The 13,293-nt window shown below is 50.4% G+C and carries 14 protein-coding genes and 1 riboswitch; of the genes, 12 read left to right on the top strand and 2 right to left on the bottom strand.

The window, feature by feature from the left end:
• The first annotated feature begins 16 nt into the window (after positions 1–16).
• Positions 17–373, top strand: a complete 357-nt coding sequence (locus tag M0415_RS17930) for a DUF4870 domain-containing protein (RefSeq protein ID WP_011621077.1) — start codon at positions 17–19, stop codon at positions 371–373.
• Between the two features lie 81 nt (positions 374–454).
• On the opposite strand, the gene M0415_RS17935 is transcribed toward M0415_RS17930, so the two are convergent.
• Both M0415_RS17935 and M0415_RS17940 read right to left on the bottom strand, forming a co-directional pair.
• Positions 455–2,371, bottom strand: coding sequence for a methyl-accepting chemotaxis protein (locus M0415_RS17935; protein ID WP_086903941.1), 1,917 nt, complete (start codon positions 2,369–2,371; stop codon positions 455–457).
• 303 nt (positions 2,372–2,674) lie between these two features.
• On the bottom strand, positions 2,675–4,324 hold the full coding sequence (locus tag M0415_RS17940; protein WP_249553080.1) for an electron transfer flavoprotein-ubiquinone oxidoreductase: 1,650 nt from the start codon (positions 4,322–4,324) through the stop codon (positions 2,675–2,677).
• 252 nt (positions 4,325–4,576) lie between these two features.
• Positions 4,577–4,710: riboswitch (molybdenum cofactor riboswitch) on the top strand.
• On the opposite strand from M0415_RS17940, the gene moaA reads away from it, so the two are divergent.
• The 11 genes from moaA (at position 4,698) to M0415_RS17995 (ending at position 13,229) form a co-directional block, all read left to right on the top strand.
• A complete protein-coding gene (moaA, locus tag M0415_RS17945; RefSeq protein WP_249553082.1) occupies positions 4,698–5,678 on the top strand; it encodes a GTP 3',8-cyclase MoaA in 981 nt (326 codons plus the stop codon). (Overlaps the previous riboswitch by 13 nt.)
• 112 nt (positions 5,679–5,790) lie before the next feature.
• Entirely contained in the window at positions 5,791–6,270 is a 480-nt protein-coding gene (moaC, locus tag M0415_RS17950) for a cyclic pyranopterin monophosphate synthase MoaC (protein WP_220054424.1), read from the top strand.
• A 19-nt stretch (positions 6,271–6,289) separates the two neighbouring features.
• The gene (moaD, locus tag M0415_RS17955; RefSeq protein ID WP_011621081.1) at positions 6,290–6,541 is read left to right on the top strand and encodes a molybdopterin synthase sulfur carrier subunit; all 252 of its coding nucleotides are present in this window, start codon (positions 6,290–6,292) and stop codon (positions 6,539–6,541) included.
• Position 6,542: 1 nt separating this feature from the next.
• Complete coding sequence (moaE, locus tag M0415_RS17960; RefSeq protein ID WP_249553084.1) at positions 6,543–7,010, top strand: molybdopterin synthase catalytic subunit MoaE; 468 nt, start codon at positions 6,543–6,545, stop codon at positions 7,008–7,010.
• A gap of 42 nt (positions 7,011–7,052) precedes the next feature.
• On the top strand, positions 7,053–7,856 hold the full coding sequence (modA, locus tag M0415_RS17965) for a molybdate ABC transporter substrate-binding protein (protein WP_249553086.1): 804 nt from the start codon (positions 7,053–7,055) through the stop codon (positions 7,854–7,856).
• Between the two features lie 8 nt (positions 7,857–7,864).
• Entirely contained in the window at positions 7,865–8,545 is a 681-nt protein-coding gene (gene modB / locus M0415_RS17970) for a molybdate ABC transporter permease subunit (protein ID WP_011715515.1), read from the top strand.
• Complete coding sequence (locus M0415_RS17975) at positions 8,526–9,629, top strand: ABC transporter ATP-binding protein (RefSeq protein ID WP_249553088.1); 1,104 nt, start codon at positions 8,526–8,528, stop codon at positions 9,627–9,629. Before modB ends, M0415_RS17975 begins: the two co-directional genes overlap by 20 nt.
• Positions 9,630–9,955: 326 nt before the next feature.
• Positions 9,956–10,477 (top strand): hypothetical protein, encoded by a 522-nt coding sequence (locus M0415_RS17980; RefSeq protein WP_011715517.1) that lies wholly within the window; start codon positions 9,956–9,958, stop codon positions 10,475–10,477.
• A gap of 46 nt (positions 10,478–10,523) precedes the next feature.
• The gene (locus M0415_RS17985; RefSeq protein ID WP_011621087.1) at positions 10,524–11,201 is read left to right on the top strand and encodes a response regulator transcription factor; all 678 of its coding nucleotides are present in this window, start codon (positions 10,524–10,526) and stop codon (positions 11,199–11,201) included.
• A gap of 49 nt (positions 11,202–11,250) precedes the next feature.
• Positions 11,251–12,507: a sensor histidine kinase gene (locus tag M0415_RS17990; RefSeq protein WP_086903949.1), complete on the top strand. Its 1,257-nt coding sequence runs from the start codon at positions 11,251–11,253 to the stop codon at positions 12,505–12,507.
• A 32-nt stretch (positions 12,508–12,539) separates the two neighbouring features.
• A complete protein-coding gene (locus tag M0415_RS17995) occupies positions 12,540–13,229 on the top strand; it encodes a TIGR01621 family pseudouridine synthase (RefSeq protein ID WP_249553090.1) in 690 nt (229 codons plus the stop codon).
• The last annotated feature ends 64 nt before the right edge of the window (positions 13,230–13,293 follow it).

Raw genomic sequence — 13,293 nt, forward strand, 5'->3', positions numbered from 1 at the left:
ATACAGGGAAAGTGTAATGATAGAGTCAGTGACTAAGAGTGAAAGAGATTTTGGCTTACTGGTGTATGCCTCCAGTTTAATCGGTTATTTAGTGCCATTAGGCTCGATTCTCGGACCGCTGATTATGTGGTTGATGAAGCGTGAAGAGTCGGCTTTTGTCGACCAATGCGGCCGTAGTTGCTTGAACTTTAAATTAAGCCTGTTGATCTATGTGATTATCAGCGGGCTGTTAGCCTTTGTGGGCATTGGGTTTATCTTTTTGATCATCCTCGGCATTCTCGACTTAGTTTGCACTATCCTGGGGATCATTAAGGCGAGTGAAGGGCAAGTGTATCGTTATCCGCTGACGATTAAGTTCCTTTCCGATAACTAATCGCTTTTTACGCTGAGTAATAAAAAACGCCTTAGGGAGAATTCGCTAAGGCGTTTTTGTTTGGTTTTAACCTACCAAGGCTTACACCTTAAACTTCGCTACTAAGGTGTCTAAGCGATGGGCGAGTTGGTTTAGCGCTAAGCTCGCCTGTGCCGCAGCCTGTGCCGTGCTGGCGGTGCGCTGGGTGATCTCGTTAATTTCGGTCACGTTGCGGTTGATATCTTCCACCACGGTCGATTGCTCTTCCGTCGCAGCGGCTACTTGAATGTTCATATCGCTGATCAGGCCAATACGGTCACTAATGCCTACCAGAGATTGGCTCGCCTCATCGACGGCGGCCACCCCTTCGTGGGAGCGCGCACGGCTTTGGGCCATGGCATTCACTGCTCGGCTGGCCTCGGATTGCAACTTGTCGATCATACCTTGGACTTCGTTGGTCGATGCGGCGGTGCGCGATGCCAGATTACGGACTTCATCGGCTACCACGGCAAAGCCTCGTCCTGCTTCACCGGCACGGGCAGCTTCAATCGCAGCGTTGAGGGCTAACAGGTTGGTTTGCTCCGAAATCGCGCGGATCACATCGAGAATGCCGCCGATAGACTTGGTATGAGTGGCAAGGGATTCAATCACTTCACCAACTTGTTCCACATCTTGGGAGAGTTGATTGATGGTATCCCGGGCACGGGTCACCACCACTTGGCCGCTATTGGATTCAGTATCGGCATCCTTGGCCGCAACAGCTGCTTGGGCGGCATTGCTGGCGATTTCATTTACCGTTGCGCCCATCTCATTGATGGCGGTCACAACCATCATAGTGCGATCTTTTTGCTCATGGCTGTCTTCAAGGGTTTGCTGTGCCTGATTCGACACATCCTTCGCCGAGAAGCCGAGTTGTTCGCTGGTCTGCGCAACTTCAATCACAGAGTCTTGGATTTTGCTGATAAAGCTATTAAACCCTTGCGCCAGTTGGGCAATCTCATCTTCACCTTTAACGGGGAGGCGCTGACGTAAATCGCCTTCACCTTCGCCGATATCACGGAACATTGCCGCGACTTGTGCGATAGGGCGGCTTACTGAACCTGCCACCACAATCGCCAGCATGATAAAGCCCGCGGCAATGATTAAGGTCCAAATTAAGATCTGGTAGGCGGCATCCGTCAGCAGGGCGAACACTTCGGCTTCGGGCACTTGTGCCACGAGATACCAATCCATGGAGGGAATATAGCTGCTGGCTACGAAGGTGTTTTCACCTTGGATTTGAGTATCGATCAGGTTGAAATCATTACGATTAAGTAATGAGCTGATATTCGCGCCTGAGTACAAGCTCTTGAGGCTACTCTTGCCAATTTGGCTGGCGTCGGGATGCAGTTTTATCTCGCCTTTGGCATCGACTAAGTAAACAAAGCCTGTTTCTTCAATCTTAAAGGAGCCCAGTAGGCGCACCATATCATCGAGGGATTTCGCGAGGCCAACGAGTCCACGACCATTCGGTTGCTGGTAGTTAATAAAGAGTTTTACCTCACCATTGGCTTCGGTAAAGACGTTAAGCATTCGCTCTTGGCCGCTGTCGCGATAACCAAAAAACCAACCATCCTGCGCTGGGGTGAGTACACGTAAAAAACCATCCTGGGTGTAGTAGGCGGCGGTTTGTCTATCGGCGTAGGAGGCTTGAGCCAAATGATATTGGCGGGTGATATCCTTCAGCTGGGCAACGACTTGCGGCTCTTGCTCCTGTGGACGACCGTTTTCGAGCCATTGCAGCAACATACGGCTGCTGGCGAGTTGTTCGGCGGCATTCATTAAGCTCGAAATATCTAGCTCAATCTTGTTGCGGATCTGCATCATTAGGCTGGGCATTTCCGACCCGAGCATACGCTGCTGTACCACGCTTTTTGCACTACGTTGGCTGAGGACGCCCACGAGTATGGTCGACAGCAGCACAGCAAATGTCACTGTCAGCAGGATTTTCTGCTTAATAGTAAGGTTATTCAATATCATAAATATCAATATGCCTGTGTTAGACGTTTAGAAATATCGGTCGACGTTTTCTAGCCAATAACAAGTATCGGACAGAAATGTTAAAAGTTAACCTCTGTTTAGGTCGAATGCCGAATAAAACAGCGTACAAGACATTTATTGGGCCTAACCTGTTGCTCTTGCGGTAGATCTTGTTATGTAGAGTATAGATGGAAATGAGTTGCTGATTTGGAGCATGTGATTTTTATGGCGCAATTGTGACCAAAGTGTGGCGTGAAGGCAAGCAAAAATAAGGCGCTCGATGAGCGCCTTATTCCGGTTGAGTTACATATTTGGGTAGTTTGGACCACCGCCGCCCTCGGGCGTCACCCAAGTAATGTTTTGGCTCGGATCTTTAATGTCGCAGGTTTTGCAGTGGATGCAGTTTTGCGCATTGATCACAAACTTAGGCTGGCCTGCTTCTTCAACGATTTCGTACACGCCAGCAGGGCAGTAACGCTGGGCGGGTTCGTTAAATTGCGTCAGGTTTATGCCAAGCGGGATGCTGTTGTCTTTTAAGCGCAGATGACAAGGCTGGTCTTCCTCATGATAAGTGCTCGACAGGTAGACTGAAGAGAGCTTATCGAAGCTGAGTTTGCCATCGGGTTTGGGATAATCAATCTTGTTGTAGGCACTGACTGGGGCCATTTGTGCGTAGTCTGGGTGTTCATCACGCAGAGTGATGGGGAACTTACCGCCGAACCAGTTTTGATCTATGTAGTTAAATGCGCCGCCGAGGAAAGTACCAAACTTGTGCATTGCTGGGCCAAAGTTGCGCGACTTATACAACTCTTCGTGTAACCAGCTTTCTTCCAGATGGGTTTGGAAACAATCCAGATCTTTACCGCCTTCGACCTCGGCCAGCATCGCTTTGGCTAAGGTTTCTGCCGCGACAATACCGCTCTTCATGGCGGTGTGTGTGCCTTTGATCTTGGCAAAGTTTAAGGTTCCCGCATCGCAACCAATCAACAGACCGCCGGGGAAACTCATCTTCGGCAGTGAGTTCAGGCCGCCCTTAGTGATTGCGCGAGCACCATAGGTCAAACGCTCGCCGCCGGTTAAGTATTTGGCGATAACTGGGTGAGTCTTATAACGTTGGAACTCATCGAACGGGCTTAAATGGGGATTCTTGTAGTTGAGGTCGATAATCAGACCCACGGCAATTTGGTTGTCTTCCATATGGTAAAGGAAGCCGCCACCCGATGCGCCATCGGTTAGTGGCCAACCACCTGTGTGCACCACTTTACCTTGCTCGTGTTGTTCGGCGGGAACTTTCCAGATTTCTTTAAAGCCTAGACCGTAATGCTGTGGTGTCTTGCCATTATCTAAGTGGTATTTCGCGATCAGCTGTTTGCCTAAGTGACCACGGCAACCTTCTGAGAACACGGTATATTTGGCGTGTAGTTCCATGCCGGGCATAAAGCTGTCTTTCGGCTGGCCATCGGCACCGACGCCCATATCGCCAATCAGGATACCCTTCACGCTGTTATCTTCATTGAAGAGTAGTTCGCTGGCGGCAAAGCCTGGGAAGATTTCTACGCCGAGCGCTTCGGCGCGGGTCGCGAGCCAACGGCAGAGGTTACCCACGCTGACAATATAGTTGCCTTCGTTGTGCATGGTTTTAGGCACAAACGCATTGGGCATCAACTTGCTGTCGGTGGCGGAGTTGAGTAGATAGATTTCATCGTGGGTCACGGCGGTGGTGACAGGAGCGCCTGAATCGCGCCAGTCGCTGAATAGTTCATCTAACACACGTGGTTCGAATACGGCGCCAGATAGAATGTGCGCGCCCACTTCGGAGCCTTTTTCAACCACGCAGACGGTAATCTCTTTACCTGAACTCTGTGATATCTGCATCAATCGGCACGCAGTGGCCAAGCCAGCTGGGCCTGCGCCGACGATAACAACATCGAATTCCATTGATTCGCGTTCCATCAGTTCACCTCTTCCTTCGCATATCCCCGATTTTTACCGGGTGTTGTAGTTTGTTTGTAAACGGGCGTTTTATTGCTGATGTCCACCTTACCTCAAAATCATCGCAGGGCACAGGGGCTAAGCGGGCTGTTTAGCCTAAAGAATGACAAATCTTTGGGTGAGCACTGTCACAGATTGTTCACGCTCACTTGAAGCGGATCAAGAAATACCTGTTTAGGGGTATAGCTAGGCAGTACTTTCGGCTTATAATCACGAATGACGGTTCTCCGAGCTTGCCTACCTAAGTCGACAGATATGGGGGTGTAGCCGTGGTAATAAGGCCACTGGGGTGAGTAAAGAAATGCACTCGCCTCCCACACTTGGAAAGGTGATCATGTCTCAATTGCAAGACAATTTTGGTCGTAAATTTCATTACTTACGAATGTCGGTCACTGACGTTTGTAACTTCAAATGCAGTTATTGCCTCCCGGATGGTTATCATCCGAATGGCAGACAACAGTTTTTATCTCTCAGTGAGATAGAAAACCTTGTGTCCGCATTTAGCCAGGTTGGCACTCAAAAAATCCGTATCACTGGCGGTGAACCCACGCTGCGTAAAGATTTTACCGATATCATTCGAGTGGTTGCCGACAATCCTCGTATTCATACCGTAGCCACTACCACTAATGGGTATAGGCTCGAGAAGCATGCCCAAGAGTGGTTCGACGCAGGGCTACGCCGTATCAATGTGTCGGTAGACAGCTTAGATCCTAAGATGTTTTACCAGATCACCGGCGAGAATAAGTTCGACGAGGTAATGCGTGGTATCGATGCCGCCTTATCCGCGGGTTTTGAGCGCGTGAAGGTCAATGCGGTATTGCTCAAGGGGATGAACGATAAAGATTTACCGCGTTTTTTGAATTGGATTAAGCACACGCCCATCGATCTGCGTTTTATTGAGCTGATGGAAACGGGCCTTGGCCGCGAGTATTTCCAAGCTCACCATTTGGCGGGTGCCGATATTAAAGCGCAGCTGCAAGCTGAGGGCTGGCAATTAGATACGCCCCGTGCCGACGATGGCCCAGCGCAAAACTTCAGCCACAGTGACTTTAAGGGCCGTATCGGCTTGATCATGCCCTACGCCACTAACTTCTGCGCGAGCTGTAATCGCTTGCGGGTCTCGGCCAAGGGTAAGTTGCACTTATGCCTCTTTACCGAGTCTGGCATCGATTTGCGTGATCTACTGCAACACCCGAGTCAGCAAGCGGAATTAATCGAGCGGTTACACGGTCAACTGGCGCAGAAGAAGGAAACCCATTATCTGCATCAGGGCATTACTGGCGTGACGCAACATCTGGCCTCGATTGGCGGTTAATCTAACTTAGGTCTTAGTCTGCTTATCGCGTTATCTTTCATTAAGTTAGATTTCGCGATGGCGCTTAACTTCCCTATGCTTGAATTTGGCATCAGTTTAAAGGATCGCTTCAATGAGCAATGTATTTACCCATATTAACGCCGACGGCAATGCCCATATGGTCGATGTGACCGAGAAAGCCGTGACCGAGCGCGAGGCCCGCGCCGAAGCCTTTATCGAGATGGCGAGCACGACACTCGAGATGATCATGAGCGGCAGTCACCATAAGGGCGATGTGTTTGCCACCGCGCGTATCGCGGGGATCCAAGCGGCGAAAAAGACTTCAGATTTAATTCCGTTGTGTCATCCATTAATGCTTACCAAGGTCGAAGTCGAGCTCGAGGCTCAGCCTGAGCACAATCGCGTACGCATCGCTAGCCTGTGTAAATTATCCGGCAAAACCGGTGTCGAAATGGAGGCGCTCACGGCGGCCTCTGTTGCAGCGCTGACTATTTACGACATGTGTAAAGCCGTGCAGAAAGACATGGTGATTTCACAGGTGCGCCTGCTCGAAAAACGCGGCGGCAAGTCGGGACACTTTAAAGCTGAATAACGTAAAGCGAGATAAAAATATGATTAACGTGTTGTTTTTTGCCCAAGTTCGTGAGCTTTTAGGGACTGCCCAACTGAGTGTTGAAGCGAGCGAGCAGACACAAACCGCAGAAGGACTGCGCGCAACACTCGCGGCCACCGACGATAAATGGGCCAAAGTGTTAGCCTCAGATAAATTACTGGTGGCGGTGAATCAAACCATCAGCCAGTGGGACACCCGCGTGAGCGATGGTGATGAAGTCGCCTTCTTCCCGCCTGTGACCGGAGGTTGATATGCGTTTACTGCCAAATGTGCGGGTGCAAACCGTCGATTTTAATGTGGCCGATGAGTATCACCAATTAGCCCAAGACAATAGCGATGGCGCCGTTGTCACTTTTGTGGGCAAGGTGCGCGATTTTAACGACGGCTCAGTGGTGACCGACCTGACCTTAGAACACTATCCCGGCATGACGGAGCGTGTGCTCGAGCAAATTGTGGCCGAAGCGCGTGAGCGTTGGCCGCTCAATAAAGTCACTGTTATCCACCGTGTAGGTACTATGGCTTTGGGTGAGCAAATTGTGTTTATCGGCGTCACCAGTGCTCATCGCAAGGCGGCCTTCGCGGCCTGCGAATTCTTAATCGACTTTTTGAAAACCAAAGCCCCTTTCTGGAAATTAGAAGTGGGGGACAAGGGTCAGAATTGGGTCGAGGCCAAGGACGCCGATGAACAAGCGGCGCAATTGTGGCAACACAAAGACTAGCGTAAGACTGAGTCAGTAGTAGGCGAGAGTGAGGGTGAGTTTATGCACAGTGTGACAGGGTTAGGCAAAATCTGGAGCCTAGTATTTGCTCTGGGCTTGTCGTGCTGTGTCGCCTTGGTGCCAGCCGTTAGCCGCGCCGAGACTGTGCCTGCGATTGCGGCCGCCGCCAATATCAAGTTTGCCCTAGATGATATTGTTAAAAACTTCAGCGCCGAAACCGGGCTTAAGGTGCGAGTCTCCTATGGCTCGTCGGGTAATTTTGTGGCGCAAATTCAACATGGTGCGCCGTTTGAACTCTTGCTCAGCGCCGATGAGCGTTATATCCATGAGCTGCAAAAAGCGGGCTTTACTCGCGATGCTGGGGTGCTATACGCGGTCGGTCGCCTAGCCTTAGTGGCTCCAAACAAGTCCCCCTTAACCTTAGATGCCGAGTTGAATGGCGTAAAAAGTTTGCTCGCCGCGGGCAAGCTAGAGCGCTTTGCAATTGCCAACCCTGAACATGCGCCCTATGGGGAGCGCGCCCGTGAACTTTTACAAAAATTAGGTTTGTGGGACGGCCTACAAACTAAATTAATCCTTGGCGAAAATGCCTCCCAAGCGGCGCAATTTGCCGTGAGTGGCTCTACTCAAGGCGGTATTATTCCGTTATCCCTTGCCTTAGCGCCACAGTTTAAGGCCTTAGGCCAGGCGATTGCCTTGCCCGAAGCATTGCATGGTCCACTCAATCAACGTATGGCGTTGATGCCAAAAGCGGGAGCAACCGCAGAGCGTTTTTACCAATATCTTCAATCTGATGCCGCCAGAGCCGTATTCCTGCAATACGGATTTGGTCTACCCACTCTGTAAGGCCAGACATGGATTGGCAGGCACTCTGGTTATCGGTCAAGCTCAGTAGCATCACGGTATTGGTGTTGATCCCGCTGGCGATTCTGGCGGGGCGAGCCTTAGCTTATCGTCAGTTTGTGGGTAAGTCTTGGGTTGAGGCCTTCATCATGGTGCCCTTAGTCTTACCGCCAACTGTGATTGGCTATTACTTGCTGGTGGGGCTGGGCAGCCAAAGCTGGTTAGGGCAATGGTTAGAGCGCCTAACCGGGCAGCAACTAGTGTTTCATTTCTCGGGGTTAGTGCTGGCGTCCGTGCTGGTGAATATTCCCTTTGCGTTGCAACCGATACAACGCGCCTTTGAGGCGGTTCCCCATGATGTGCGCGATGCTGCAGCCTGTTGCGGCATGAGCAAACTTAAAATTCTGCTGAAAATTGAATTGCCTATGGTATGGCCTGGGGTGTTGACTGCCTTAGTGCTGTGTTTCTCCCATGTACTCGGTGAGTTTGGGGTAGTGTTGATGATGGGCGGGAATATTGCCGGCGAGACCAAGACTATCTCGATTTCCATCTACGACAGTGTTCAGGCCTTCGATTTTGGCGCAGCAGGTACTATGTCTCTGGTATTGCTGTTATTTGCAATTACCGCATTGGCCCTCACCACCAGTTTATCGCGGCGTTTAGGAGGTCAGCGTGGCGCAAATCATCGCTGATCTGCATTGCCAGATCCAAAACCATAAGCATATTAAACTGAGCGCCGAATTTAGCTGTAAGGCGGGGGAGGTGCTGGCCGTCGTCGGGCCTTCGGGTGGCGGTAAGACAACGTTACTGCGGATGATCGCAGGACTGAATCATCCCGATACGGGCAGCATTGTGTTTGGTGAAACGCCATGGTTCGACAATAAAAGCCGCACCGCACTCACGCCGCAGCAGCGCCATATCGGCTACATGCCACAGCATTTTGGGCTTTTTCCTAATCTCACCGCGCTCGAGAACGTGGTTGCAGGGCTTGACCATATTCCCAAATCGGAGCGTGTTGCTAGGGCGAAGGACTGGTTAGAGCGGGTCAATCTGCATGGTTTACCCGATAGACTGCCTATGCACCTCTCTGGCGGTCAGCGGCAACGGGTTGCGCTTGCCCGTGCCCTTGCCCGTGAGCCGTCGGTGTTGTTACTCGATGAGCCGTTTTCGGCGGTGGACAGAGAAACCCGCGAGCGTTTATACCTCGAGCTTGCTCGCCTAAAAGAGCAACTGCTTTGCCCTGTGATTATGGTGACCCACGATTTAAACGAAGCACTGCTGCTGGCCGATTCGATGATCTTGATTAGCCAAGGTCAGATGTTGCAGCAGGGCGCGCCATTTGAGGTGTTATCGCGACCACGTAACGAGGCTGTTGCGCGGCAGATGGGTTTAAGAAACATTTTCGATGGCGAAGTGGTGTTTCAAGACCGTACTAAGGACATCACTTGGCTCAAATTTGGTGAGCAGCTGATCGCCAGTGATTTTGGCAAAGACCGCAGCGTGGGCAGTAAAGTACGTTGGGTGATCCCAAATCAAGGCATTCGATTTAACTCTATCACCAATGGGCGTTTATGCCGCAGTTTTAATAAGTTAGATGTTACCATCGACTCCTTGCTGGTGATGGGTGAGTCGGTACGGGTGGTCTGTTATGCCACTGGGACTGAGCTGCAACTTAATACGGAAGTGTCACTTCACCTTGCGCAGAAGCTTGGCTTAACCAAGGGGATGCAAACCACTGTTGCACTTAAATCTGAGCAAATTCATATTTTAGAGTAGCTAAGTTTTTTCCCGCATTTCGCGAAATCTATTCTCCATTAACGAATAACTCAGCTTGATTTGCGAAGCTGCGTTGCCGTTAAATCCCTAGATGATCAAAGCTTAATCTTGTTTCCATCGGTGTTTCAGTAGGTATTAGGTAAACTGAATACATTCGTCAGTGTTGGCCGAGCCTGAATCAATCGGATTGAGCAATCCATATGGGTGATGAACTAGGCGCCGTCATGGACAAACAGTGAGAGAGATTATGGTAGCTTTGGCACGCCATCGACATCTAACTGATTGTCTCATAAGATACAAACTTAGCCGATTTTTATGGAGGAGCCATGAGACTATGGTTGCTAGGATTCATGTTGGTATCTGGGATTGCCACCGCAGCCCAGAGCATGTATTCGATGCTTTCGAGCGGTGAATATCTGCCGCCGTTAAGCGTGATGCAGCAAATTGAGAAGGATTTTCCTGGCGTGATTGCCGAGTTTGAAATGGAAATGCAGGAAGGTGAGTTGGTCTACCAATTTGAGTTGATTAATCCGCTGGCGAATGCGATTACCCGTTTCGAATATCGGGCGCGAGATGGTAAGTTATTGAAACAAAAAGCGGGTAAAGTCACCGCCGACGATGTTGGCGAAGTGGAAGCCGCACGCCTTATCAGCACTAAGCATCAAACCTTCTCCGGCATTATCGCGATGGCGACTAAGGACCATAAGGCCTTTTTGACCGACGCGAAGTTAGATCATGACTTAGGTATCAGCTACTTAGAGTTAAAGTTGCTGGATGATACTGGTAAGTATAAATTGGCATTCGATATTGAAAATTTACGGCAACTACCTTTACTTAAGTGGGATTAGCACTGAGCATCACCGCTAAGTGAAGACTGGGGAGCGCAGCATACAGATGAAAATACTTTTAGTTGAAGATGATGCGACAACGATCGACTACATCGTTAAAGGATTTCTTGAGCAGGGGCATAATATTGAGACCGCCAGCGATGGCCATCAAGGCCTGCTGCAAGCCACCAGTGGTCAGTACGACCTCTTGATTCTCGATCGCATGTTGCCCCAACTCGATGGTTTGAAACTGCTGGCCGCCCTCAGAGCCACAGGCAATCAAACCCCAGTGCTTATCCTGTCGGCGCTGGCCCATGTGGATGAAAGGGTGAAAGGCCTGCGTGCGGGCGGTGATGATTATATGACTAAGCCCTTTGCTTTTTCGGAGCTGCTCGTGCGTGCCGAAAAGTTGATGCAACGGGGCCAATCTGTCCCTATTACCACAGATTTGGTAGTCGGCGGCTTAAAAATGGAGTTACTTACCCGCAACGTGACCTTAGATGGCCATGATTTAATGCTGCAACCCAAAGAATTCCAACTGCTTAAGTATCTGATGGAACACGCCAATCAGGTGATTAGCCGCACGCTATTATTCGAAGCAGTATGGGATTATCACTTCGATCCCCGTACTAATGTGATCGACGTGCATATCGCTAAGTTACGCCGCAAGTTTGAAGAGTTAGGCCACGGTGAATTGATTGAAACCGTAAGGGGAGCGGGTTATCGCTTACGCCAAAGGCATTAAGCCTTACCAAAGCAGCGCCTGGCGCATCACTATTATCTTCTCGACCTTAGTGACTGTGATCATAGGCGCTTTGCTGTTTGCCCTTTATCGACAACTGATTATCGAACAGCAGTACCAAGTGACTCAGTATCTCGAGTCAGAAACCCAACGCTATCAACAGCTTGCTCTTACTGTCGACCGTCGTAGTTTTGCGGCACAAATTCGTGCCGCCGATCCGCAGACGGCGCTCATCGCCTGGCGCAACAGTTATGACATGGTTGGAGCCTTAAGCTTTATGCCTGAAGGCATGCCCATGCTGCCGCAAACCCGGGATTTCCCGATTTTAACTGGCGGCCCTGATAAGCTGCATATCCTCACCGGCGGTCTAGTGATGACCCGCTATGGCCCTGTGCTCATCGCCACCCGTACCGATAACTTAGCCACCTTGATCGATAAATTTATCAGTGCGGCGGCCACGGCCGTGATGTTGACCATAGTGTTAACCTTAGCGCTGGGCTATTTGTTTTCTAAGGCGATTTTGCGCCGCTTAGTACAGTACAACCGCTTGAGTGAGCAAATTGAGCGGGGGCATTACGACACCCGTCTGCCGCTCAGTTGGCGTCAGGACGAGTTCGATATGCTGGCGCTGCAGTTTAATAACGTGCTGGATATTCTTGAGAATAACCTGATGGCGGTGCGCGGGGTGACAGATAATATTGCCCACGACTTGCGCACGCCTCTATCGCATATTCGCATTGGTCTTGAGGAGTTGGCGGCCAAATCCCCCGATGAAATCAGCGAAGGTTGCGCGATTTTGACCGAAGAGCTCGACCACTGTCTTGCGACCTTCGATGCCATGCTCTCGCTGACACGCATCGAGGAAGGGCAGCAAACCTTAGATTTGCAGGAGCTGAGTTTGGCGCAGCTATGTACCGATTTGTTGGACATGGCCGACGCGGTCGCCGAGTCGAATGAGCAAACCTTGAGTCTGTCGCTCCTATCGGATCATAAGATTTATGGTGACAAGTACTTGTTGTTCCAAGCCTTATATAACTTAGTCGACAATGCGATGAAGTACTCAGGCCAAGGCGCTCGTATCGATATTATTCAATCTGGCGCCCAAATTAAGATTTGCGATAACGGCCCAGGGATCCCCGATGACAGCAAGGAAAGGGTGTTTGAGCGTCTAGTGCGTCTCGACCCAAGCCGCCATTTACAGGGCACGGGTTTAGGATTATCTATGGTCAAAGCGATTATGTCGCGGCACAATGCGCAAATTACTCTTTCGGATAATCATCCCGGCCTAGTAGTGACCATTCAGTTTTAGGCCAATATCCGCGTGACACTGTTGAGAACCCCATGTACCGAATCATAGCCGATGAGGCTGATTTTCTTGTTATTTCTAAATCGGCGAATGTGCATTTTCACAGCCAAGATGGCACCGCGGGTGTCGTTGCGCAGCTGGAGCAGGATTTAGGGATAAAACTCTTTGCCGTGCATCGGCTCGATACGCCCACCTCAGGGCTGTTACTGTTAGCCAAACATCCGGCGGCGGCTCGGCAGTTGACTGAGCTTTTTAGCGCCCATAGAGTGCAGAAATACTATCTTGCGCTCGCTAAAGGCAAGCCGAAAAAGAAGCAAGGCTGGGTGATTGGCGATATGGCCAAATCCCGTCGCAGCATGTTTAAACTGCTTAGAACCAAAGAAAATCCCGCGATAACCCAATTCTTCTCCACCAGTGTTGGCGAAGGGCTTAGGCTTTATTTACTCAAACCCCACTCGGGGAAAACCCATCAGTTACGGGTTGCGCTTGCTAGCCTTGGGGTGCCGATTTTAGGTGATGCCCTCTATGGCTCGGATGTCGCCGACCGCTGTTATCTGCACGCCTATTGTCTGCATTTTCGCTATCAACATGAGGATGGTCACTGGCAGGATTATGCGTATCTTGATATGCCCGAGCAGGGTGAGGCATTTGCAGAGGAGACGGTAAGTGCTGCATTGGTTGCGTGGCGTGAGCCAGACTCACTCGACTGGCCTTCTAAGGATTAGTTTTGTTGCGCATTGTCAGTATTGAATGCGTGTGTTGCGGGATAAAATATTTGCAAATCCTGAG

Source organism: Shewanella sp. 10B (assembly GCF_023475885.1).
Lineage (GTDB): Bacteria > Pseudomonadota > Gammaproteobacteria > Enterobacterales > Shewanellaceae > Shewanella > Shewanella mangrovisoli.